General features: G+C 43.2%; 28 protein-coding genes. 3 read left to right on the top strand and 25 right to left on the bottom strand.

Features of this window, described 5'->3' with window-relative positions; all coding sequences use genetic code 11:
• Positions 1-22: 22 nt before the first annotated feature.
• From mltG to V7Z69_RS00880, 11 genes are all read right to left on the bottom strand, one after another.
• On the bottom strand, positions 23-1,069 hold the full coding sequence (mltG, locus tag V7Z69_RS00830; protein ID WP_014163169.1) for an endolytic transglycosylase MltG: 1,047 nt from the start codon (positions 1,067-1,069) through the stop codon (positions 23-25).
• Positions 1,070-1,251: 182 nt separating this feature from the next.
• A complete protein-coding gene (locus V7Z69_RS00835) occupies positions 1,252-2,199 on the bottom strand; it encodes an ABC transporter substrate-binding protein (protein ID WP_334138131.1) in 948 nt (315 codons plus the stop codon).
• Positions 2,193-2,405: a hypothetical protein gene (locus V7Z69_RS00840; RefSeq protein WP_334138132.1), complete on the bottom strand. Its 213-nt coding sequence runs from the start codon at positions 2,403-2,405 to the stop codon at positions 2,193-2,195. Before V7Z69_RS00840 ends, V7Z69_RS00835 begins: the two co-directional genes overlap by 7 nt.
• A 62-nt stretch (positions 2,406-2,467) precedes the next feature.
• Complete coding sequence (locus V7Z69_RS00845) at positions 2,468-3,181, bottom strand: ABC transporter ATP-binding protein (RefSeq protein WP_014163171.1); 714 nt, start codon at positions 3,179-3,181, stop codon at positions 2,468-2,470.
• Positions 3,168-3,941: an ABC transporter ATP-binding protein gene (locus V7Z69_RS00850; RefSeq protein WP_014163172.1), complete on the bottom strand. Its 774-nt coding sequence runs from the start codon at positions 3,939-3,941 to the stop codon at positions 3,168-3,170. Before V7Z69_RS00850 ends, V7Z69_RS00845 begins: the two co-directional genes overlap by 14 nt.
• A complete protein-coding gene (locus tag V7Z69_RS00855) occupies positions 3,938-4,822 on the bottom strand; it encodes a branched-chain amino acid ABC transporter permease (protein ID WP_014163173.1) in 885 nt (294 codons plus the stop codon). The genes V7Z69_RS00850 and V7Z69_RS00855 overlap by 4 nt, the downstream gene beginning before the upstream one ends.
• 17 nt (positions 4,823-4,839) lie before the next feature.
• The gene (locus V7Z69_RS00860) at positions 4,840-5,715 is read right to left on the bottom strand and encodes a branched-chain amino acid ABC transporter permease (protein WP_014163174.1); all 876 of its coding nucleotides are present in this window, start codon (positions 5,713-5,715) and stop codon (positions 4,840-4,842) included.
• A gap of 66 nt (positions 5,716-5,781) precedes the next feature.
• Complete coding sequence (gene hutH, locus V7Z69_RS00865; protein WP_014163175.1) at positions 5,782-7,311, bottom strand: histidine ammonia-lyase; 1,530 nt, start codon at positions 7,309-7,311, stop codon at positions 5,782-5,784.
• Positions 7,312-7,394: 83 nt separating this feature from the next.
• Positions 7,395-8,390 (bottom strand): AmmeMemoRadiSam system radical SAM enzyme, encoded by a 996-nt coding sequence (amrS, locus tag V7Z69_RS00870; protein ID WP_334138134.1) that lies wholly within the window; start codon positions 8,388-8,390, stop codon positions 7,395-7,397.
• Positions 8,391-8,402: 12 nt separating this feature from the next.
• Entirely contained in the window at positions 8,403-8,945 is a 543-nt protein-coding gene (gene amrA / locus V7Z69_RS00875) for an AmmeMemoRadiSam system protein A (protein WP_014163177.1), read from the bottom strand.
• Positions 8,946-9,755: a class III extradiol dioxygenase subunit B-like domain-containing protein gene (locus V7Z69_RS00880; protein WP_334138136.1), complete on the bottom strand. Its 810-nt coding sequence runs from the start codon at positions 9,753-9,755 to the stop codon at positions 8,946-8,948.
• A gap of 134 nt (positions 9,756-9,889) precedes the next feature.
• On the opposite strand from V7Z69_RS00880, the gene V7Z69_RS00885 reads away from it, so the two are divergent.
• Positions 9,890-10,384 carry an HTH domain-containing protein gene (locus V7Z69_RS00885; RefSeq protein WP_014163179.1) on the top strand — a complete coding sequence of 165 codons (495 nt, stop codon included), beginning with the start codon at positions 9,890-9,892 and terminating at the stop codon, positions 10,382-10,384.
• Here V7Z69_RS00885 and queA read toward each other — a convergent pair.
• The 8 genes from queA to nadE are packed head-to-tail and all read right to left on the bottom strand — an operon-like array spanning position 10,377 to position 16,798.
• A complete protein-coding gene (queA, locus tag V7Z69_RS00890; protein WP_334138137.1) occupies positions 10,377-11,429 on the bottom strand; it encodes a tRNA preQ1(34) S-adenosylmethionine ribosyltransferase-isomerase QueA in 1,053 nt (350 codons plus the stop codon). The genes V7Z69_RS00885 and queA overlap by 8 nt on opposite strands.
• Positions 11,430-11,473: 44 nt before the next feature.
• A complete protein-coding gene (locus V7Z69_RS00895) occupies positions 11,474-12,847 on the bottom strand; it encodes a SpoIID/LytB domain-containing protein (RefSeq protein WP_334138138.1) in 1,374 nt (457 codons plus the stop codon).
• A 22-nt stretch (positions 12,848-12,869) separates the two neighbouring features.
• Positions 12,870-13,097 (bottom strand): DUF2905 domain-containing protein, encoded by a 228-nt coding sequence (locus tag V7Z69_RS00900; RefSeq protein WP_014163182.1) that lies wholly within the window; start codon positions 13,095-13,097, stop codon positions 12,870-12,872.
• Between the two features lie 27 nt (positions 13,098-13,124).
• Positions 13,125-14,162, bottom strand: coding sequence for a Holliday junction branch migration DNA helicase RuvB (ruvB, locus tag V7Z69_RS00905; protein ID WP_334138139.1), 1,038 nt, complete (start codon positions 14,160-14,162; stop codon positions 13,125-13,127).
• A gap of 11 nt (positions 14,163-14,173) precedes the next feature.
• Complete coding sequence (gene ruvA / locus V7Z69_RS00910; RefSeq protein ID WP_334138140.1) at positions 14,174-14,779, bottom strand: Holliday junction branch migration protein RuvA; 606 nt, start codon at positions 14,777-14,779, stop codon at positions 14,174-14,176.
• Positions 14,763-15,278, bottom strand: a complete 516-nt coding sequence (gene ruvC / locus V7Z69_RS00915) for a crossover junction endodeoxyribonuclease RuvC (protein ID WP_014163185.1) — start codon at positions 15,276-15,278, stop codon at positions 14,763-14,765. Before ruvC ends, ruvA begins: the two co-directional genes overlap by 17 nt.
• A 7-nt stretch (positions 15,279-15,285) precedes the next feature.
• The gene (locus V7Z69_RS00920; RefSeq protein ID WP_014163186.1) at positions 15,286-16,038 is read right to left on the bottom strand and encodes a YebC/PmpR family DNA-binding transcriptional regulator; all 753 of its coding nucleotides are present in this window, start codon (positions 16,036-16,038) and stop codon (positions 15,286-15,288) included.
• Positions 16,039-16,066: 28 nt separating this feature from the next.
• Entirely contained in the window at positions 16,067-16,798 is a 732-nt protein-coding gene (gene nadE / locus V7Z69_RS00925) for an NAD(+) synthase (protein WP_014163187.1), read from the bottom strand.
• A gap of 113 nt (positions 16,799-16,911) precedes the next feature.
• On the opposite strand from nadE, the gene V7Z69_RS00930 reads away from it, so the two are divergent.
• The gene (locus tag V7Z69_RS00930) at positions 16,912-18,606 is read left to right on the top strand and encodes a radical SAM protein (RefSeq protein ID WP_014163188.1); all 1,695 of its coding nucleotides are present in this window, start codon (positions 16,912-16,914) and stop codon (positions 18,604-18,606) included.
• Between the two features lie 17 nt (positions 18,607-18,623).
• On the opposite strand, the gene V7Z69_RS00935 is transcribed toward V7Z69_RS00930, so the two are convergent.
• Entirely contained in the window at positions 18,624-19,373 is a 750-nt protein-coding gene (locus tag V7Z69_RS00935) for a nitrilase-related carbon-nitrogen hydrolase (protein ID WP_334138141.1), read from the bottom strand.
• A 45-nt stretch (positions 19,374-19,418) separates the two neighbouring features.
• On the opposite strand from V7Z69_RS00935, the gene nikR reads away from it, so the two are divergent.
• On the top strand, positions 19,419-19,826 hold the full coding sequence (gene nikR, locus V7Z69_RS00940; RefSeq protein WP_014163190.1) for a nickel-responsive transcriptional regulator NikR: 408 nt from the start codon (positions 19,419-19,421) through the stop codon (positions 19,824-19,826).
• A gap of 34 nt (positions 19,827-19,860) precedes the next feature.
• On the opposite strand, the gene V7Z69_RS00945 is transcribed toward nikR, so the two are convergent.
• From V7Z69_RS00945 to speB, 5 genes are all read right to left on the bottom strand, one after another.
• Complete coding sequence (locus V7Z69_RS00945; protein ID WP_014163191.1) at positions 19,861-20,028, bottom strand: TFIIB-type zinc ribbon-containing protein; 168 nt, start codon at positions 20,026-20,028, stop codon at positions 19,861-19,863.
• Between the two features lie 31 nt (positions 20,029-20,059).
• A complete protein-coding gene (argF, locus tag V7Z69_RS00950; RefSeq protein ID WP_014163192.1) occupies positions 20,060-21,007 on the bottom strand; it encodes an ornithine carbamoyltransferase in 948 nt (315 codons plus the stop codon).
• 31 nt (positions 21,008-21,038) lie between these two features.
• Entirely contained in the window at positions 21,039-22,283 is a 1,245-nt protein-coding gene (locus V7Z69_RS00955) for an arginine deiminase (RefSeq protein WP_014163193.1), read from the bottom strand.
• Positions 22,284-22,405: 122 nt separating this feature from the next.
• Complete coding sequence (gene speD / locus V7Z69_RS00960; protein WP_014163194.1) at positions 22,406-22,828, bottom strand: adenosylmethionine decarboxylase; 423 nt, start codon at positions 22,826-22,828, stop codon at positions 22,406-22,408.
• Positions 22,821-23,687: an agmatinase gene (speB, locus tag V7Z69_RS00965; protein WP_014163195.1), complete on the bottom strand. Its 867-nt coding sequence runs from the start codon at positions 23,685-23,687 to the stop codon at positions 22,821-22,823. Before speB ends, speD begins: the two co-directional genes overlap by 8 nt.

Below are 23,687 nucleotides of genomic sequence, written 5' to 3' on the forward strand. Positions count from 1 at the left end.
AGTCCTTTCCTTCTAAGGTGAATTATTTGCTGTCTTGCTTATTTTTTTTATTCACCTTTATTGCCTTTAAATGCTCTTTATAACTTTCACTAAAGATGTGGCTGCCATCTTCTTTAGCTACGTAGAATAAATAGGAATGCTTTTCGGGGAATATCGCAGCCATCCACGAACCGATGGAAGGAATACAAATGGGTCCAGGAGGTAATCCCTTAACAAGATACGTGTTGTAAGAGGATTCTATTTTCAAATGCTTGTAAAGAACCCTATTAAGCTTTATTCCCTTTTCTCCCCATGCATATACTACAGTAGCATCAACTTGTAGCGGCATGCTTTTACTTAAGCGATTGTAGATCACACCTGCTATGGTTTTCTTTTCTTCCTCCAATGCTGTCTCCTTTTCCACTAAAGAGGCCACCGTAGCTATTTTAAGCAAGTGATCTTTATTTAGGTTACTTTGCCCTATAACGCTTCCCACCCTTTTGTACCACGCTTCTGATGCGGCTTTTACAGCTTGTGAAGCATAGCTTTCTCCGGGGATTACGTAATAAGTATCTGGCAGTAGGAATACGATTCTATCCTCAGCCCTTTCTGGAAGAATATCTCGCACGGAAGGGTAAAATGCCCCTTTTTTCTTAAGTACGTTCGAGAAATCTTCGTTATAATTATTTTTGAAGTATTCTTGTATTTCTCTGTAGGTTTTGCCAGGATAAAGGGTAACCTTCTCAGTAAAAGGTTTTGATGTCTGCAATTGTTTGGCGACTTCCCAAGGGGAGCCAGGTTTTATTCTATATATGCCTGGTTTTATACTTCTATCTATACTTAATTTTACCATCCAGAATATTAAACCTTCAGGATCGTCTACCAATCCCTCCTTGGATAGTTTTTCTGCAACTGTTTTTCCAGTTTCACCTGTTGCTATCAGAACGTTTTTAGGTTCTCCCCTTCCGAACACTTGGTGTTTCTCTATATATGTGGGTGCCCAGGCTATGAGAAAAAAGAAATAAATGAAAGAAACAACCAAAATCACATGTTGAAGTACGAAGCTTATTTGAGTTTTAGTTTTTCCCACTAGAACGACCCCTCCGATATTTTTTGAGAGCATGTGCAGTTATATTATACTAACCCAGTTCCTTCGCAAAAGGAACCAGCAAAGTAATTACAACACAAATAAAGAGGTGGGTTGACCGGCTATATCCCGATCGCCCCACCTTGACACGCTAATTATATAACTTTGGTGCCGCGCAAAGATACTTACGGGTTTATTATATCTGGGTCGTCAACCACACCAAAGTAATGGTACTTACCAAACTTTATTATCTGTACCTGTACAGGCTTTACAACTTCTCCTATTTCGTTAAAGCCTTTGATGACGCCAGTCAGGCCGTCAAAATCCTTAGTGGAAGCTATTGCGTCTCTTATGGCTTTCCCATCGGTGCTTCCAGCCCTTTGAATGGCATCGACGATGATTGTGAGAGCGTCATATGCCGATGCACCTACCATGTCAGGGGCAATGCCGTAACGCCCTTCGTATTCTTTGATGAAGTTTTGTACGACTGGACGTTCGTCATCCCTATTGAGATTGGTAACTATAATGAATCCTTCAGCTGCAGATGGGCCAGCCAGCTCAACCAACTTAGGAGAATCAGCGCCTTCTTCACCTAGTATTATGGATTTGATACCCATTTCTCTGGCTTGTTTTAGAATTGGTCCAGTCTGGAAATAGTAACCGTTGACCATTATCAGATCGGGGTTAAGTTCCTTGATCTCAGAAAGGTATGGTTTGTAGTCTTTTTCTTTGAAGGGATATGCCTTTGAGTATACTATCTCTACACCTGTTGTTTTGTTTTCTATGTACTCTTTAAAGCCCTTTGAAAGAGTTCTTCCAAAATCTATATCAGAATAAAGTACAGCAATTCTTTTTGCTCCCAGCATATCTGTTGCAACCTTAGCTGCCGCCTTGCCTTCTACTTCCGCTAGGAATCCATTTCTGAAGCAGAAGTCACCAGCTTTTGTTATATCAGGGTGTACGGCATAGGCTGCCACAAAAGGAATTTGAGCTTCCTGGAAAAAGGTAGCCACCGCTCTTGTCGGCATGCTGTAAGAGCCACCTACTACTGCTACCACTCTGTCTTGCCCTATTAACTTATGGGCAAGGGAAACGGCTTCCTTTGCGTCCGCTCTATCGTCGTAAACTACCAACTCAACCTTTTTGCCCAGTACCCACCGCTCGCATTGATCTTGTCGACTGCGATGTTAACCGAGTTTAAGACACTCTCACCGTCAGCTGCCGCAAAGCCAGTAAGGGGCGCAAGGACACCGATTTTAATGGTATCCGCTGCAAAGGCAGATCCCCCAAGGAGGGTCAACACCAAAAACACAGATAACAGCACCTTTACCATTCTCATCTTAACACCTCCAATGTATTTACGTTTTTCTGAAACAATTATAACCTGTTTTATATTCCTGCTTATCCTCCCAGATAAGCCTCATGGATTCGTGGGTCGCTTGCAACCTCTTCTGCAGTTCCGCTAAAAGTAATCTCTCCTGTCTCGAGCACGTATGCTCTAGTAGATATCTCCAAAGAAGCCAAAGCATTTTGCTCCACCAAAAGCACCGTCTTCCCGTGTTTCCTGTTGAGTTCTTGCAGAACCTCAAAGACTCTATCTACCAAAATGGGCATGAGCCCCATGGAGATTTCGTCTACCAATAAAAGATCTGGGTCGGAGATCAAAGCCCTCGCAATAGCAACCTGCTGCTGCTCCCCACCAGAAAGGGTGACCGCTGCTTGTTTTTCTCTTTCTTTCAAGATTGGGAACAGTTCATATATCCAATCCAACCGCTCCTGTAAAGGAACTTGTTTTTTAATGCCATATATACCGGTCATCAAATTTTCCCATACCGTAAGCTGTGGAAAGAGCCTAGCCTTCTCTGGGACTATCCTAATGCCCATCTTGGCTCTCTCATGGGCAGCAGTGCCTGTAATATCATTGCCTTTATATTTTATTTTACCCTCTTTAGGAGAGACCAGACCCATTATGGCGTTCAAGATCGAAGTTTTACCCGCCCCGTTAGCTCCAACTATCGAAACTAACTCTCCCTCAGAAATATGGAAGGACACACCCTTAACGGCTTCTATTTCTTTATAGGCAATATGTAAGTTTTCGACTTCAAGAAGCGGCATGTTTTTTCTCTCCTTTACCCAGGTAAGCTTCGATGACTTTGGGGTCATTCTTTATCGAGTCGGGGCTTCCAGAAGCAATCATTCTTCCATGGTCCAAAACTACCATTCTATCTGATAGCCCCATTGCAACTCGCATATTGTGCTCAATCAACAAAATACCCACGCCAGATTCCTTGATCTTGAGTATCAAATCTGAAAGCTTGTTTATCTCCTCTTGCCTGAGACCTGAGAAGGATTCGTCCAACAGAAGAACTTCAGGGTTCAAAGCTAAGGCTCTTGCTATTTCAAGACGTCTCAGGTTGCCTAATGGTAGAAGGCCCGCCCTGTAGTCGGCCATATCAGCCAGTCCGACTTTTTCGAGTATTTCCAATGCTTTTTGCCTAGTGTGGTGAGTATCCCACTTCTGCCAGTACTGGAACTTTGATTGATACTTTTTCATGCCCAAAGCAGCCTCTATGTTTTGCAGAACTGACAACGAGTAAAAGGGCCTTACTATTTGGAAGGTTCTTCCTATCCCCATAGAAGCAATTTTATATATGGGAAGACCATCTATTCGCGTTCCCTTGAAGAAAATCTTTCCCGCGGTGGGTTTCAGGGCACCTGAGATCATGTTGAAGCACGTAGTCTTGCCTGCCCCGTTGGGGCCTATCAGCCCGAGGATTTCGTTCCGGTTGAGGGAGAAAGAAACGTCTTCTACCGCGTGCAATCCCCCGAATTGCTTTGAGACGTTTTCTAGACGCAAAAGTTCACTTCCACTCATTTTTTACCACCTCGGGAAAAAATTCTGAGCCTGGTTTTAACGAATCCATTATCCCCAAGAATGCCACCTGGTTGTAGGCGAATGACCAAAAGAAGCAGCGCTGCGTACAAGAGCATTCTGTAATCGATTAGCGGTCTAAATATTTCAGGCAGTAGACCTAAGATTGCCGCGCCAAGAATTGGCCCCCATACCGTGCCCATACCTCCTACAACAAGCATGGACAACATCATGACGGACACAGGAAAACCAAAATCTGAAGCACTTATAAACCTCATATAGTGGGCGTACAGGGCCCCTCCTACTCCCGCCATTGCCGTACCTATTACGAAAGCTAGAAGCTTGAACTTGATCGGTGATACACCAATTGTGGAAGCAGCTACCTCATCGTCTCTCAATGTAAAGCAGGCCAGACCGCACCATGCTTTGGTAAACCACCAGCTTACCAACAAAACCACCAGTAGGAACGATAGGCATAATACCAAAAAGGAAAAGCCATGTAGCGGCTTTCCCAAGAGCTCTACTCTAGGAATGCCACCTATCCCTAGAGCGCCTCCAAAGAAGGGCACGTACATGAAAAAGGCTTCGACAATAAAGTTGATACCTATAGTGGTTATGGCCAAGAAATCTTCCTTTACGCGCAGACTAGGAAGTCCCATCAATAATCCTATGGTCCCTGTTATTATTATCACTATGGGCAAGCTTAACCAAAAAGACATTCCTGCCTTAGTGGCAAGTATCGCTGCGGTATAGGCTCCTATTCCGAAGAAAGCCGCATGCCCTAAGGAAATTTGTCCAGCAAAACCAACAATTATGTTCAACCCCGACACAACGATGCTGTTAATAGCTATGAAGATACCGATGGTTATAATATAGCTGTCCATGATGACCTCCCTGCGCGTTATATCTTTTTTCTTACATTTCCAAGGAGTCCTTGCGGTCTTACCATAAGGACCAGTATCATGGCTACGAACGCGATAGCATCTCTAGGGAATGGTATATTTGCGTATCCAATCAACAAGGTTTCAGCTATACCAAGCAAAAGAGAAGCAAGTATAGCGCCCGGTACAGAACCTAGTCCTCCAACCACTATCAATGCAAGGGTTTTGTAAGCTGGTACTGCTCCCATTGTAGGGTAAACTTGATTGAAATATATTCCCACAAGTATTCCAGCGATAGCGGCAATGCTCGAGCCAATAGCAAAAGTCAATCTAACTATCTGCGTGCTGTTTATTCCCATAGCACTTGCTATGGACATGTCTTGCGACACTGCTCTCATAGCCAAGCCCAGGTCTGTCTTTGAGGTAATAAACCATAAGATGAAAAAGATGACAATCGAGACAATATATACCATCAAGAGCGTTGGAGATAGAGAAACGTTACCCATGGTTATCGTTGGTAAGGGAATGGAAACAGGGAATCCATGTATTTGAGGGCCTGCGATTAGACGCATCACCTCTTCCACTCCTAAAAGGAGAGCTATACTGGCTATTAGGGGGACGTAAGGGGGGAATTTAAGCAGTGGAGAATACACTACTCTTTCTATCAAGATGCCCACTATGGAACAGACTGCCATAGATGCCAAAATGGCAATCACTAAGCTCCCTGATAAGGAATAAACCGTCAGACCAACGTATGCTCCGATAGTGTAAACCCCTGCGTGGGCTACATGAAGAATTCTAAGTATTCCATAAATCAACGACAGCCCTGAAGTGATTAGCGCGTATATGGCCCCAATAGCGAGTCCGTTCATCAGCTGTTCTATAAAGAGGTCCACTTAGCTATCCCCCCATGTTTTATTTTTAAGTGTGTACTTTGTTATATAATATCCTGCCCCTAGGTTCTAGGCAAGCTTGCCTATGGCATTCTCGACGGCAATTACAATCGTCCCTTCGTCGACCAGCTGTACCATTTCCTGTATGTAGGGATGCAGAAACTCGTCCTCCTCCATGAATGGAACCCTTGCTCTTATGACCTCATAAGCAGCTGAAGTACCTTTGCCCAACTTCAAGGGCTTTCTGAAGTCTACTCCTTGAGCTGCAGTCAAAAGTTCTATCGCCAACACTTTTTTGACATTTTCCAGGATGGTTCTAGCTTTGCGAGCTGCATACATTCCCATGGATACGTGATCTTCCTGGTTTGCCGAGGTGGGAATAGAATCGACCGAAGACGGATGTGCCAGAACCTTGTTTTCTGAGACCAAAGCAGCTGCTACGTATTGAGGTATCATAAACCCACTGTTTACTCCACTGTTTTTGACGAGGAACGGTGGCAACCCATAGGAAAGCTTGTGATCCACCATCCGGGCTATCCTGCGTTCTGAAATGTTTCCTATTTCAGCCATAGCTATACCGAAAAAGTCCATTGACAAAGCCACGGGCTGACCGTGGAAGTTGCCGCCACTTATTGCTTCCCCGTCTGCTGGGAAAATAAGAGGATTATCTGTTACGGAGTTTATTTCTATCTGCATCTTCTGGGCTATAAAATCCAGGGTATCTCTGCTAGCGCCGTGTACCTGGGGAACACAACGTAGAGAGTAAGCATCCTGAACCCTGGCATGTTTGTGCTTTTCTATGATTTCGCTATCTTGGATAAGGGCCCTGATGTTTTGGGCGACTCTCTTCTGCCCTTCATGAGGCCTCAATTCGTGAGTTCTTGGATCGAATGCGTATGGCACCCCTGTCAAAGCCTCTAATGAAAGGGCTGCTGCTATATCGGCAGTTTTGACTACCGTAAAGGCATCGTGTAAAGCCAAGGTCGCTATGCCAGCCATGGCCGTAGTTCCATTGTTCAGGGCCAAACCTTCTTTAGGTCCTAAATTTATGGGTTTTAGTCCTGCTTCCTCCATTGCTTTAAGAGCTGGCATACGTCTGCCTTTATACATTACCTCACCTATCCCCAGTAAGGCGGCTGCAAGGTGCGATAAAGGACAGAGGTCTCCACTTGCTCCAACTGATCCTTGTTCAGGGATCAACGGGTGAATGCCTTCATTCAGGAAGGCAACAAGTTGGTTCAATGTTTTAAGGGATATTCCTGAAAACCCTCTTATGAGCGTATTTATACGCAATAGCATTATTGCTCTGGTTACATCTTCTGGAAATGGGTTCCCTACTCCACATGCATGGCTTTTGAGAAGGTTTTCTTGTAACTGTCTGCTCTTCTCTGGGGGGATCATGGTAGAAGCCAAATCGCCAAATCCTGTTGTTATGCCGTATATGGATTTACCCTCCGCTACCCAGGACTCTACCATTTGGGCTCCCCGTTCCACAAATGCAACGGCGGCATCATCTAAGACGACCTTTTTGCCCTTCCTTGCCACGTCTACGACGTCGGAAATTTTAAGTGAGTGCCCGTTTAGTTTTAAAAATTCCAACTAAATCAACTCCCCTCATTAACGGTAATGTGCATAAAGGAACGTAAAGTTTTAAGTGCTGTATATAGAGCATATATGTAAAATCAGTTCGTGACAATACCCGTACGGGTATTGCATAGACCACATCTTCCATCTTTTTTTAAGTTGAATATTTCTATATGATACCCTGTTCTTTTTATTATCAAAGCGTTACATTTAGGGCAAAAGGTGTCGTTTCCTTCTAAGATGTTGCCCAGGTAGACAAATTTGAGTTTCTCTCTAGCCAAGTCTGCGTATTCCTTCATCTTGTCTAGAGGAGTTGGTTCTTTATGCCATTTATAGTTTGGAAAGTACCTGCTTAAATGAAAAGGTATGTTGGCAGATATACTTGAAAGCCAGTCAATCATTGAAACAAACTGTTCTGTAGAGTCGTTTATGCCTGGCACTAAAAGGTGAGTTATTTCAACATGTACACCAGCCTCGACAGATGTCTCTATGGTGCGTTTTACTGGTTCTAGTGAGCCATGTAGAATGGAATAAACTTTTTCAGAAAAGCCCTTGAGGTCTATGTTCATTGCACTGATATAAGGTAACAACTCCCTTAAAGGGGGGGCGTTAATGTAGCCATTTGTGACTAATACAACATGGATGTTCTCTTTTCTCAAAACTTGGGCTGACTTTAATACAAATTCAAACCATACAAATGGTTCGTTATATGTGAAAGCAACGCTTTTTAGGCCGTTTTTCTTCACCAACTCCACTATCTTTTGAGGGGTAATCTCTATCAAATCCACAGAGTCTGCCCATCTCGCGATGGGCCAGTTTTGACAAAATGGACAATTGAGATTGCAACCCACAGTTCCAAAAGACAATATGCGACTTCCTGGGAACCAATGGTACAGAGGTTTTTTCTCTATTGGATCTATTGCTACGCTGCTTGCCTTACCAAAGTTCAAAGTTTTAAGAGAAGAGCCATAGTTAAATCTAACACCGCAAAATCCCCTTTTGCCTTCAGGAATGTTGCAGAAATGAGGACAAAGTTCGCATATTACTATTTGATCTTCTTTACGCCACCACATGGCATCATGCAATGTATCCACTTTGGACCCCCCTTATTCTTGGCTCTCAGAGTACCTCCTCACAGTAAACCTTTCAATTGTGGCTCCTTCCAGCGATGCGATTCCTGCTTTCATCATGGCGATTTTTATCTGATCCTCTACGGTATTAACTCCAGGCAGGTCTGGCAGCAGTACTCCCTTGGAAAATCCTTTGCTTATCACTATTCCGTATTTCTTGGGGTTAAGCATGTCCAGTGAGTGGATCCTTTCCAATGGGGAAAGAACATCAACTGATACTACTATTTCAGGTAGCTCATCTTTGTTCATAGGCAAAAATCTGGGGTCCGACGTTGCGGCTGAACGGGCATTAGCAGCTATTTCGTCTGCTAGACAATCATAAACAGGTGATATAGTCCCAATACAGCCCCTAAGGGAACCATCTTTTTTCTTAAGAGAAACAAAACATCCACTTGGCCTCAGGAGGCTTTCATCCCATTCCTCTAGCGGAAAGGCTTTTACGTCTATTTTCTCTCTGTTGATCAACCACGCTTCGATAGACCTTCGCGCTAAAAAAGTAAAAGGATTGAAGGTCGTCATTTAGTATCCCTCCTTATCACATGAGCTCCTTTTCCACAAGGCCGTGCAGTACCCCACACCAAATGGGCCTTCATAAGAGAGCACTTCAACCTGCTCCCCCGAGATTAGCCCCAACATAATCAGCACGGATCTCAGGCCACATTCCCCGGCGTTAACGATTACCCTCTCATTGAGGCTAAAAATAGGTTCTGGAGAAGAGTTTTTCAAGGATGAAACCACTGCGCGGTCAAGGATCGCTCCTTCTTTCGTGTATCCTGCTGGTGCGTCAGGAGTCAATGTGTGAGAGAGATCGCCACTTGCCAAAAGACCCCATCTCTCATTGGATATGTAACTTCTTAATATTTTCCCTAAGGAATAAGAGTCAGCCAGAGAAAGTCCTATAGGATTTACCAATATAAGTCTTGGTAATTTCTTGCGGTTATTATTCAAAAAGACGAGAGGTACCACAGCTCCATGATCTAGAGGGTAGATTTCTTTACTGTGTACGGAAACAGAAATGTGTTTTTTTATATGATTCAGAATACTTTCCCCTTCCCCGCCAGGACCTTCCATTTCTACCTTAAGTTCAGGAGCACCAAAATTTGCAAGAGAGCCTTCATATTTTTGTGCTAACTCAACGGCAAGATAGCCTAACTTGTAGTAATAAGCATGAGGATCTACCAAGAAAATGTATGAGGTCGAATCAACATCTATTTGGGAAACTAATTTTTTGATACCTTCCACAGTTGACAAACATCTTCCCAACATTGGTCCTGCAATTTCTTTATGAAGTATAGGAGCATGCGGCATGAGAGCTGCCCAATCCCACATTTTAATCCCTCCTTTTTGCTTTTGCCCTATATATATTATATAAAATTATGAGTTTTTTCTTTATTCTGCTAATATATAAGCTAAGAGATAGTCGCCTTTTTGCTAAGACCCAGACAAAAGAGGTGAGATAGAACTTGTTCAAAGAAGAAACCACAAAAGGTGAGTTGAGTGTTATTAAAGCGTTAGACAGTCTGGAAGAGGCCTTAGATGCCCTACTGAAAAAGAATGCATCATCCTTGCCCCCACAGAGTAACAACCCTGACGATATAAGTATTATGGGATTGTTTTCGACGGGATTCAATGAGAAAACCTTCACAGCTGTCGTGAACGTGGTTACTCTACCTCTTTCTGTTGGTGCAAGGTTGCTCCTGCTTGGCTATGTGTTGAAAAAAGCGGTGTGGGGCGAAAGTAGGTGCTGTTTCAACGAAATTGCATCGATGGTAGGTATATCGGATAGGACTGCATACAGGGCGTTGAAAGAAATAAAAGAAAGCGGCATGTTTAAAGTGGATTCAAGGCCGGGTATAGGGGTTTACATTGAAACAGAAAACCTAGGCCTAAACCTCAGTGAAGAGAGCAAAATGCTACTTAAAAGCAAGATAGAGGACGAATTCATACTCTTCAAATGATGAGCATGGCATCTCCGAAGGAATAAAACCTATATCTCAGCTTTATGGCCTCCTGATAAGCATTCATTATATTTTCGTAACCTGCGAAAGCAGATACTAAAAGCATCAACGTGCTTTTGGGAAGGTGAAAGTTGGTTATTAGCGCATCTATGATACGAAAAGTATATCCTGGATATATGAATTTTTGAGTCCAACCACTGCCTGAAATAGCGGCTCCCATATCGTCCACCATGGTTTCTAGGGTTCTTACCACTGTAGTTCCTACAGCTACGATTTTACCTCCTTTGCGCTTTGTTTCATTTATCAATTTAGCTGTTTCGTCTGGAAGAGAACAAAATTCAGCATGCATCTTGTGCTGGCGCACATCCTTTGCTGCAATGGGCTTGAACGTTCCAATACCTACATGGAGAGTTACATGTGCTATCTTCACACCCTTTCTCTCCAATTCATCAAGCAATTTGGGAGTGAAGTGCAGCCCCGCAGTAGGAGCTGCAGCAGAGCCCAATCTTTCTGCAAAGATCGTTTGGTAGCGGTCAGGCTCAGCATCTGTAGAGCGTATGTATGGAGGAAGAGGGACCCTGCCATATGTTTCCATCATTTTGAAAGGGTCCGTTCCCTGCTCAAATAGGACTCTTCGTGTCCCCGAAGGCAGGGATTCTGCGATTTCAATCTTCTCTCCCCCTGGAAAAACAACCTTGCGTCCTGGTTTTACCCTCTTGCCCGGTCTTACCAGAGCCTCCCAGGCCAAGTTATCATGACTCAAAGGGCAAAGAAGTAGCACCTCTATCTCTGCTGTTCCTCCTTCTTTCTTGCCAAAAAGCCTTGCGGCCATTACTTTTGTATTGTTTAAAACAATGACATCTCCTTTTCTCAGGTACGAAGGTAGATCTCGAAACACGGCATGGTTTATTTCTCCACTATTGCGATGAAGAACGAGCAGGCGAGAAGAATCTCGAGGTTCAGCGGGACTTTGTGCTATGAGTTCTTCCGGCAAGTGATAATCATATTTTGAAAGATCGTATAAGTTGCAATTACTAATGTCCATATTCTTTAATAACCTCACTTGTTATATGCTTTCGCGAAGAAATATCAATATATTTTCTTCAGTTTGGTTCCAGGATAATAGTACATGAGTATTTTTTTGAAGTCCCAACCGTGTTCAGCCATGGATTTAGCTCCCCACTGAGACATTCCAACGCCGTGCCCCCAACCTCTGCCTTCCAAGACCAAAGCGTTGCCATTGCTCGAAGCAAAATAATAAGATGTCTTTGATTTTGTCCCACTTTGTCTTTGAAGAGCTACTCTGAGATAGTGGGGTTTCCTTTCAGGATGTACCAGCATGTCCATTAGTTCTTCTGTAGAGAAAACTCCTTCTTTGACGAGGGAGGACAATAGCTTCCCATCGTGGTCATTAAGTACAGCCTCTTCAGAAAGCTGATTTGAAAGTCTCCCAGTAGGGGTGGAACGATTTTTGCCTACTCCTTTGATTTCGAAGTTAGTGCTTCTAATTTTGTCGCTGCCAGCTATCATTCTAAATTTACTGGCCTTAATTGTTTTTCTTCCACCGGTTCCTTCAATCAGTATGGAAACTGCTCTTCCTCCTTCATCTCGTTTTGCTATAGTTATCCGTTGTATTTTCCCAAGGTTGATACCATTTTTCCTTAGTTTGCTTTCAAGTTCGCCCAAAGGTATGACTGCTCTCCAATTGGAATAAGGAGATACGTACGAAAAGGGTTCCTTTTGGGCTTTAAGGTAAGGAATGTTACCACTCCAAACATCCCAGACGTTTGCAGTGTATCCTCCGCTGTCAGAATGGTAAGGTGTAACTGCCAGTTTACTTCCGTAATAGAGCACCAAACCCTTGGTGCTGGTTATTGCCCTATCTAGTTTGGGATCTTCTGCGTTTATTCCTCTGTAGACTTGGCAGTGAGGCAATGCGCAGAGATCGAATCCCTGCGAGCTATGTTTCCCTTTATTTCTCAAAGCATAGGTCCTCGCCACTACAGCCTGGGCCTTTAAAGCTTCCATTTGCCAAGCGGGGTTTACCTCCATCTTGAGGACTCCCCTAAGGTATTGCTCCACGCTTATCACGTTGATGACGTTGAATCCCTGAGAAGAAGGATAAATTTGAAGCCATCCTCTGTACGGGCGATTTCCCCAATATATCGGAGTTTTACTGGTGATAGCTAGAGGTAAAGTAGCGGACTTGCCATTTACGTATATTTTTTTAGGAGAGTTGGTCTTTAAAAGAACCTTTCCTGAAGCCTTAAAGGTTTTTCCAGAGGCGTCTTTGAAATAAAGCATGCTCTTGGAAAAGACATACCCTGTTCTTTGGTTCGTCGCTAGGCCAATCTTCAAGGAGGTGTCAGTGGCCCATGCCGTTTCTATGCCAACCAACCCCACAATAAAGGCAAACACTAAACTTAAAATGCAAACTTTAAAAAGATTAGGCTCTTTTCTCATAATATTATTCATTCTCCTGAAATTATTTTAAAAATTTAGTAAAAAGATTTAGAAGTAGTGTTAAAATTATGCTTAGTATGAGCATGCTGGTTATTGGGAATATGAACACTACCCTTGGTTTTTTTATTACTATGTCACCGGGTAATTTCCCAAAAGGAAGATTAGCGTTGCCAATCAAAATAAAGACTAATCCTAAAAAGATAAGAACCCCACCCAAAAACAAGAACGTCTTGCCTATGCTGCTAAACATTACCATCCCCCCTTTACGAGAATGGGTTTATTCCTCCAAGTTCAATTGTTCTTGTTCCCAAGCAGGTACATTGGGCTCTATTCCCAAGTACCGATAACTTTTTATGGTCGCCTTGCGCCCCCTTGGGGTTTTTTCAATTAATCCTAATTGGATAAGAAATGGTTCATATATATCTTCTATGGTCTGTGGTTCCTCGTTAAGTGCTGCGGACAGAGTGGTGAGGCCTACCGGTCCTCCACCGAATAGGCTAATCATAACCTTAAGATATTTCCTGTCGCTTTCATCTAGCCCCATGTGATCTACGCCCAGCATCTCAAGGGCTGTTTCTGCAAGAGGACCATCTATTACGGAACAATTCTTTACCTGAGCCACGTCTCTTACCCTTTTCAAAAGTCGTAGGGCAATCCTGGGGGTTCCCCTGGATCTTTCCCCTATGACCAAAGCCCCATCTTCGGTTACCTTCACTCCAAGCACCATTGCTCCTCTACTTACTATTTTAGCCAGCTCCTCTGGGTTATATAAAGTCAGCTGCTCCACTATGCCAAATCTGGAGCGAAGCGGCGATGTTAGCAAGCCCAACCTAGTGGTGGCTCCGATGAGCGTAAATGGAGGAAGCTTAAGCCTTATGTTCCTTGCCATGGGCCCCTTACCCACAATTATGTCCAGATGATAGTCTTCCATACCTGGGTATAATATTTCTTCGACTACCGAAGGAAGCCTATGTATCTCGTCAATGAACAATACATCGTTGGGTTGCAGGTTTGTCAATATTGCCGCCAAGTCTCCTGGCCTTTCCAGGGCTGGTCCCGTTGTTACCCTCAGTTGGCCGTTCATTTCATTGGCTATTATTCCTGCAATAGTTGTTTTGCCCAACCCTGGAGGTCCATAAAGAAGGCAGTGATCCAAAGGTTCTCCCCTATTTTTGGCTGCTTCTATATATATGAGCAGCTTTTCTTTTATCTTTTCTTGGCCTATGAATTCGTCCAAAGATTTGGGACGTAGCTTTAATTCGTCCTCCGCAGGTTTGCCAGAAGGGGTAAGAAGATTCTCAGTGTTTTTCCCCATACTTTTAACTCCTAATCACTGTAAGTTTTGCGGACCTGAACTTCTTGTAGTGCTGCTTGTAGCAGCTCTTCTTCTGAAGAAAAACCGCCCTTTTTCTCCAGCGCTCCTCGTATAGCTCTTACAGCTTCGCCCGGAGAAAATCCCAGCGTTATCATGGCTTCGGTAACGCCATTACTTATATGAGCATCCAAGGCAAGGTCTGGTTTTGAGTCTCCATGTTTTAACATTTTTTGCTTCAGCTCAAAGCATATTCTTTCTGCAGTTTTTTTACCCACACCAGGGACGGTCGTCAACAGGGCTATTTCTGAAAAAGCTATGGCACGTGTAATTTCTTCCAGATTTAAGAAACGCATAAATGACATAGCTGACTTGGCTCCAACCCCTTTTACTTTCATCAGCATCTGAAACACCTCAAGCTCCTCTTCATCTTGAAAACCGAAAAGGCTGAAGCCGTTTTCGCTTACATGCAAATAAGTGTAAAGCCCTTTTTGCTCTCCTAAAATGGTCGTTTCCATGACCTTCTTTGAGCATTGGATCAAGAAACCAAACCCACCGACCATCAGTCCAATGGTATCCTGTTTTTTTTCAAAAACTGTACCCTCAAGATAGCGGAGCATCAATAGGTCCTCCTGTTTTTTGGGCAAACTCGTGTAACAAAAGACCTGCGATAGCTGTAGCCAAAGCATCGGCAACATCGTCAGGGGTCGGGGGCTTAGCCAGTCCCAAGGTTCTTTGAACCATCAACTGAACCTGCCTCTTGGTCGCACGGCCATGACCACATATTGCCATTTTAATTTGGGTTGGTTTGGGCTCCACGACCCCAATTTTTTGCAATCCAGCGTTCAAGAGTATAATTCCTCTTACCTGATATACCACCTCTGCTGTTGTGGTATTCCTCCCAAAAAAAAGCTTTTCTACCGCCAAAAGATCGGGTTTGTTTTCTTCAATCATCTTACCCAATGTAATATGCACATCAAGAAGGCGCTCCGTTAAGTTTTTTTTCGGAGACGTTTCTATGCAGCCAAAGTTTACCGCCTTAAACGTATCGCCTTCTTTGCTTACAAAAGCATATCCCAATCTGCCAATTCCCGGGTCCAGTCCCAAACACAATGACATAAATTGATTATCCTGCCATTCCTTCTAATATTTCATCAGGTATGTCAAAGTTTGCATATACTTTTTGAACGTCATCATGATCCTCCAATGCGTCCATCAATTTCAAAATTTTTGCTGCATCATCAGGAGAATTTATGGACACAGTTGTTTTGGGGATCATATCCATTTCGGTCTTCACGACCAAATAACCTGCCTTTTCAAGGGCTTCTCTTACTTCTGAGAGCAACGAGGGATCTGTAGAGATGGCATAGCCTTCTTCCGCCTTAGTCATGTCCTCAGCCCCCGCTTCGAGGCAGGTCATAAGAAGTTCATCTTCGTCAAGGTTATCTCCTTTTACGTAGATTATTCCTTTTCTATCAAACAACCATGATACGCAACCGGTCTCGCCCAGGGTTCCGCCGTTTCTGCTGAAAATATATCGCATCTCAGATGCTGTCCTGTTCCTGTTGTCTGTTAGAGTCTCTACCATTACAGCAACACCTGAGGTGCCGTACCCCTCGTAGATTACTTCCTCGTATTTGACTCCCTCTACATCTCCTACGCCTTTCTTGATGGCTTTTTCGATATTGTCATTTGGGACATTTGCCGCTCTTGCTCTCTCTAAAGCCGCCTTAAGTCTTATATTAAGAGCTGGGTCTGCTCCTCCTTCTCTGGCCGCAACCATAATGGCGCGTATATGTTTCTGAAATTCTCTGCCTTTCTTTGCATCTTGAGCAGCTTTTCTATGTTTTATATTTGCCCATTTTGAATGACCTGCCATATCTATCACCTCTACATAGTAAAATTAATTACCCTATCTTACAGATAGGTGGCGTTTTCCGTTTGTGTTCTGCTCGCAAACTTGCTTTTCTTATTTTTTCTGCGACGTCAGGTGGAACCTCTTTGCCTGCGAGATACAAATCTAGCATATGATAACTTATTCCCATTTCTTCTTCATCGGTCTGCCCTTCCCACAGTCCAGCAGAAGGGGGTTTTTTATATATCTTCTCCGGTACACCTAAATATTCTGCCAACTTGAAAACTTCCCCCTTGAGTAAGTCCCCTAGTGGCAACACATCAACTCCAGAATCTCCATACTTAGTAAAATACCCCATGGTTATCTCTGCCTTATTGCCAGTTCCGCATACAAGGAAATTTCTTTGTTGCCCAAACAAGTATAGGGCTGTCATCCTGAGCCGTGGTTTAACATTGGCTGCAGGAAGCCTTTCAAAAGGTCCTTCGAGGGCTTCTGCTTCTTTCATTAGGGTTTCATATGTCGATGTAAGATCCAATTCACGATATGGAACATCAAGGACCTCAGCAACCAGCTTGGCATCTTCTATATCAGAAGCTAAGCTCTGACAGGGCAAAATTAAAGCTAGCATATCTTTACCGCAGACTCTCCTCAGTAAGGCTGCAACAACGGCTGAATCGACTCCTCCACTGAGTCCCACAATTCCTCCAGATTTTTTGGCCTCTTTTATCTTTAAGGCCAGCCACTCACTTATTTTATCGGCTAAAAGTGCCGGATCCCTATACATTGCATCAATACACCTCTTTTATTTATATTTTTATGCCTATCTTTAGAGTTAGTTCGACACGTAACACGTGATATTCTATCATAGGTGTAAGTTTTTTAAATTGGGGGAAGGATATGAGACCTAAAGCTTTATTATTGGATGGATACGTTGACGAACCAGCATGTTTTGGAGTGCCTCCTTATATCTCACCGTACGTTAGGTATGTCTACGGTGTATTATCTTATTACAACTTTGATATTCGATACGAAACAGCGGATTCCTGGCGAAAAGTAGATAATGAAAGTGCCATAAAGGAATCCCAAATTATAGTCATAGTAGCCGGAATGACCGTACCGGGGCGCTACAGAGGTGGCTCTCCTATAACTTTATCCGAGATAAAACGTATCCTGTCTATCCCAAGAAAAGGTGTCCTTTTCATGGGCGGTCCAATCTTACATGGATACAGCCTAAAAGGTGGCACAAAGGCCATTAAGCTTGATTTGCATGGTGTGGACTGCCTTTGCTACGGTGATATTGAGGCCGTACTGGGCCACTTTTTGAAGACAAACGAAATAGACCCCTGTAGGAAAAGAACATACGATAATGATTTCTCTCTATGGGCCAGCTTGGGAGCTGAAGTGGTGATCAAGCACCCTTGGTATCCCTGGATCATAGCAGAAATAGAATTGTCCAGAGGCTGCGACAGACTTAAAGGGCATTGTAGCTTTTGTTCTGAGGGCACAATAAAAAAATATGAAGAAAGGCCAATAAAGAGTATCTCCCAAGAAGTAAAGGCTCTTTACCAGCAAGGAGTAAAAGCTTTCAGGCTTGGAAGATGTGCAAATATATTGGCCTTTGGCGGAACAAAGAATGATAAGGGGATAATGCCCAATCCCAACGCAATAGAGGACTTGTATTTATCAATTAGAACTGAGGCTCCAGATCTTGAGGTCCTTCATACCGATAACTGTAACCCTTTGAGCATAGTAAATTATCCAGATGAAGCAGCTTCAGCCCTCGAAAAAATAGCCACTCACAACACGGAAGGGGACGTTCTTTCCCTTGGTCTTGAGAATTTAGACCCGAAGGTGGCTAAACTAAATAATTTGAAAGTTGATTACAGAGGCGCTCTTTTTGCCGTGCAGTTGATCAACCAAATAGGCAATCACACCAAAAGACCTAAGGGATTACCGGCTCTGTTGCCTGGACTCAACTTTCTTTATGGGCTGCCTGGCGAAGACCGTGAGTCATTGGACATAAACAAAAGGTTCCTTGAAGAACTTATCTATGAAGGCCTTGCTGTAAGGAGGATCAATATCCGTCAAGTTATAGGGGGTTTGGAGGGGACTTATTTTTCTCAGATAATAAAAGATCATCCCAGTAAGATAAAGGAAAGAGAGTTCCATAAATGGAAGGATTGGGTAAGGAAGGAAGTTGATCCTGTTTTCCTAAAGCGAGTAGCCCCCACAGGCACAATAATAAAAGACGTCAAAATAGAGGAAATAAATGGACATATATGCTATGGTCGTCCTCTGGGGAGCTATCCCTTGCTAGTAGGAGTAATAGCTGAAGGAATCAAAGAGGGAGATGTTATACCTCAAGTGCTGATAACGGAACATGGAAGACGATCTGTGACTGGAGTACCTTGTCCTATCAGAGTAAACAGTTGCTCCATTGCCACTTATGAGGCTTTGCCAGGAATTGGAAGGTCCAGAGCCAAACGACTTCTTTTAAAAAGACCTTTTACAAACTTCGAAGAAGTTTGCTCAGCCCTAGACGATCCTTCCCTCTTGGAGCCGTACAGGGAGGAATTAGATTTTTCTGATTAGATCAAAATTTATAGCTGTCAATAAAAATAAAGGTCTTTCCTGACGTAACGAAAGTATCTGGAACACGAGGCTTTCTTCAATTTAGTCATATCTATTTTTAGTTTTATTTGCTCTTCAAAATCTGCCGTTGTCTTGGCAAGAACTGTCCCGTTTGGACTCACGGCAGATATCCCTTCTAAATTTCCACTTCTTACGATTAAGATATCGTTCTCGAAAGCTCTTGTTACCAACATAGAGGAAAAGATTTCTGCCATTTCCAGAGGACAAAATACAGGAGAACATACTACAGAGACTTGAGCTAATGCCATTGACCTAATAAATTCAGGAAAATACAGGTCATTTGCCGTAGCTACTGAAATTTTACTATCTCCAAAATTGAAGAAAAACGGCTTGTTTCCATGAACATATTTGTCTTCCCTTACATTTATGGGACCTAAATGAATTTCATCATAATGTCCAGCAACTATACCAGCATCGTTTATAACATAGGTCCTCTGAGTAAGACCTTCGTCAGATATGCATGGAATACTCCCGCAAACAATCCAACAGCCTAAGCGTTCTGCATAACCTTTAAAGGAAGCTAAAAGCACCCTTTCTATCTCTTCGGTTTTCGATGCTGGCACAAGCTGGAACTCAGGCATTAGGATCAGATCGACATCACTGTTTTCTCTGTTCAAAATTTCAGCCATACGGTCTTTTATTTGCATCAGGTTGTCATATTTATCCTTACATTGGATAATTGATATGGAAATAGATTTTTCAATCATATCAGATCACCTCTAAATAAAAATCATAACAAAAGGAGGATTACGATGGAACGGTTAGCTCGCTTCAGCATATCGCTGCCGGAATCTTTGTTGGAAGAATTTGATCGTTGGATAGAGAAAAAAGGGCATACCAGCAGATCGGACGTGCTTAGGCAATTGATTAGGAATTACATCTCAGAAACTTACTGGGAGGAAGGCACCAAAGAAGTCTATGGCACCGTTACCCTTGTTTACGACCATCACTCCCACGACACAGCGCAGGAACTTACCTCACTCCAACACGATTTCAACGACATAATAGTGTGTTCGACACACATACACATAGACCATGACCACTGTTTTGAGGTAGTGGTACTGAGGGGTTCATCTGATAAAGTGAAAGAATTTGTCGATGCTCTGAATGGCCTGAAGAGCGTTCATCACACTAAACCGGTATTCACGGCTATAGTATAAAGGCCGCCTTACAGGCGGCCTTTACCTATATTCCTCACCCTGAAGGGGCGCAACCTCTTTTCTTGCCAACAGAATCCCCCGACTCGAGGATTACGGCCTTTGAACGACATTTAGGGCATTTTATCTCGTTTTTGTCCCCTTCCAACGTAAAGATTTCTCCACACATAGCACAACGAAAGGTTCTTTTCTTTTCCTGAGTCATTTTACCTGCCCTCCTTCTTCGAGGTTTGGGCTTAAACGTTTCCTATCGTTGCCACCATTACTGCTTTTATAGTGTGAAGTCTGTTCTCTGCTTCATCGAAAACTTTGGATTGAGGTGATTCGAATACATCTTCCGTAACTTCGTTTCCTTTTACTGCAGGTAAGCAGTGAAGGAAGATAGTGTCATTGCGACCGGAAGCGGCCATAAGCTCTTTATTAACTTGATAGGGCTTCAAAAGGGCAATGCGTTCGGCGAGCTTGCTCTCCTCCCCCATAGAGGCCCACACATCCGTATATATTGCGTGGGCTCCTTTTACTGCTTCTTTCGGGTCTTCGAAAAATTCAATTGTCCCGCCAGAAACCTTGTTGAACTCTTCGCACTTTTTGACAAGTTCGTCTGAAGGTCTCAACCCTTCCGGGGAAGCTATAGCAAAATGTAAGCCCAACTTGGCCGAACCGATCATCATAGAGTTCGCCATATTGTTTCTGCCGTCACCCACAAAGACAAGCTTTATTCCCTTCAGGTACCCAAAATTTTCCTTTATCGTGAGAAAGTCAGCCAATATCTGGGTTGGGTGATACATGTCGGTCAAACCGTTCCATACGGGAACGCCAGCGTACCTAGCGAGCTCTTCCACTGTTTCTTGTTTGAACCCTCTGAATTGGATGCCATCAAACATTCTGCCTAGAACTCTCGCGGTATCCTTTACGCTTTCCTTGTGCCCTAATTGAATGTCGTTTTTCCCCAAGTATTCTGGATGTCCTCCCTCATCGATGCAAGCGACAGTAAATGCGCACCTTGTCCTTGTGGAAGGTTTTTCAAATAGAAGGGCAACACTTTTACCTTCCAGTGCATTTCCTCTTATGCCTGCGCGTTTTTTCAGTTTTAAAGAAGCAGAAAGATCGATCAAGTATTCTATTTCCTCCGGGGTGAAATCCAAAAGTGTGAGAAAATGTCTTCCCTTCAAATTTACAGCCATTTGTTTCTCCTCCTTCTAAATATATTATAGTTTATTTGTGTATATTCTCCCTGCAGATGGGCATACTCATACATCTAGGGCCTCCTCTGCCTCTCCCAAGCTCTGCTCCTTTTATTTCAAAAACTTTTATTCCATTTTCTCTCAATGCCCTATTAGATGCAACGTTGCGCCTGTAAGTTACCACTACACCCGGTTCTAATGCTAATGTGTTAGTGCCGTCGTTCCATTGATCTCTAGCCGCTGCTATTGGGTCCCCTCCTCCAGTCTCTATAAACCTCACATTGCTGATATCAAAAACTTTCTTTATACATTCTTTGAGGCTGCTGTGTTCCTTGATGGAGGTCAGGGTACCGTCTTCTTCATAATTAAGTTCCCAAATTCGTAAAGTCTCGCTGAGTCCCGGGTAAACCGTGAATGCGTCGCGATCTACCATTGTAAAAACAGTATCCAGATGCATAGCGGCCCTTGTCTTGGGGATATCAAATGCCAGTATAGTCTTGACGGAAGAGCTTCTAGCTAAGCGGCTGCCCACGATTTGCACGGTTCCAGCGGAAGTTCTCTGGCTAATTCCTATTGCGACTACTTTGTCAGAGAGGACCAGCACGTCACCACCTTCGATATGATATGGATATGTGTCTCTTGACTGAGTGCCATAAAATATTTTTAGTCCCTTAAAATAAGGATGGTTTTCAAATATATACTTGGCATATAGAGGTTCCTTCTTTCTAGCTTCGAAGTTCATAACACTTACTACTACACCATCCTGCACGAAACTGTAAGGATCTCTTTGGAAGTAAAGGTTAGGCACTGGACGAATCAAAAAATCGTAATCGCCTATAGAATTAAGGACCAAGCTAGTACAAGGACTCAAAATCTGTAAAGCTTCCTTCTTAGTCAATCCTGCTATCAATATCTCTGCCAGTTCGTCAGAAGGCATGGCCATCAATTCGCTTAGGAGTGCCATTGAAAGAGGTATATCAAGGGCTTCCAGTGCGATAACGTCTTCCAACAAAGATTTTCTGATGTTTTCATCTTTTAGTATGTGAGATAGACAATTTTTGAAATAAACTACTTCAACTCCATTGTCTCTTAATAAGTCAGCAAAAGCATCATGTTCCTTTTGAGCTTCTTCCACCCACAGGATATCGTCAAATAATAGATTATCCTTATTATCGATGGTTAAACGTTCTAATTCTCGGCCCGGCCTATGAAGCATAACCCTTTTAAGCCGTCCAATTTCTGAGGTAACGCTAAAAGCCGCACTCTTCTCCTTCATTTTTCTCCCCCTCTAATAAACCTTACTAAAAGTGAAGTTTATTTTATTACTGCTTATTATAAAACAAGATGTCTCAAAATGCACTACGTTTTGATATATTTCCAAAAAAGTGGAAGGCAGGGTTAAACCCTGCCTTCCACTTTGGTTAATTCTTCAGGTTCAAAGCTTCGTTCTGGTGCTTGGCTGGGTATAAAACCTCGCTTGACCTCCATTGTGGTGACTTTCTGCGCTTTAAGATAATTTGTTATGTGCTTAAAGGCCTTCCAAGGGTCAGCCTTAGTCCCACATGTAAAGAGATCTATGGCGGCGTAGCCGTACTCTGGCCATGTGTGTATTGTCAGATGGGATTCAGAAATGATAACAACGCCACTTACTCCTTGGGGAGCAAACTGCCTGAAGGCCACATCCAAAACCGTGGCACCAGCCAACTCGGCAGCTTCAACCATGGCAGACTGAACTCCCTTCAAGTTATCCAATTTCTCAGGTTCGCAATCATAAGCTTCAACCAATATGTGCATTCCCAAATTAGAAGAAGTCTCAAACAACCTTTTCCACCCCCCACAATAACAAAGCTTCTCTGGCAATTTTAGCTGCCAATACTGAGGTTATGTTATTGATATCCAATAAAGGACAAACTTCTACAATGTCCATTCCTACAATATTCAAAGAGCTCATAGTCGTCATGAAATTTAGCACTTCTCTGTAATCTATAACGCCTCCTGGTTCGGGAGTACCTGTTCCAGGTGCGATGGAGGGATCAAAAATGTCTATGTCAAGGCTTATATATATGGGTTTATCCTGCAAATCATTAATAACGTTGGACAAAGCTGAAACTATATCCTGCTCCTCAAATAACCTGGTATTGTTTTTGCCCCACTCGTATTCTTGCTTTGTGCCAGATCTAATTCCAAATTGGTACAAGTTTGAGGGGGTATCGAGGCACTCCTCTGCCACTCGCCTCATAACGGTTGCATGAGTAAATCTCTCTCCATGATAAGTATCGCGCAAATCCGCATGCGCATCTAAATGAATGACATGCAAACCGGGGTGAGTCTCTGCTGCGGCCTTTATCAACCCATAAGAAACTAAGTGCTCCCCTCCAAAGGAAAGCACTTTCTTCCTATTTTTGAAAAGGTGGTTTGCTACTTTATAAATTATATCTAAAGCTATCTCGATGGGCCTGCACTGTAGAACCAAATCGCCAATATCAAAGAAATTGACATCCTCAAGATCCCTTTTTATCGAAAAGCTAAAGGTTTCAAGATTCCACGATTCATCTCTTATGGACTGTGGAGCTTTGCTGCTACCTGGCTGTCTAGAGACTGTGCTGTCCAACGGCGCACCTAACAATATCCACTCCGCTTTCTTGAATCCAGACGCACTAGCAGAAATAAACCTTTTCAA

It is taken from the genome of Thermovirga lienii, from assembly GCF_036847465.1.
Taxonomy (GTDB): domain Bacteria; phylum Synergistota; class Synergistia; order Synergistales; family Thermovirgaceae; genus Thermovirga; species Thermovirga lienii.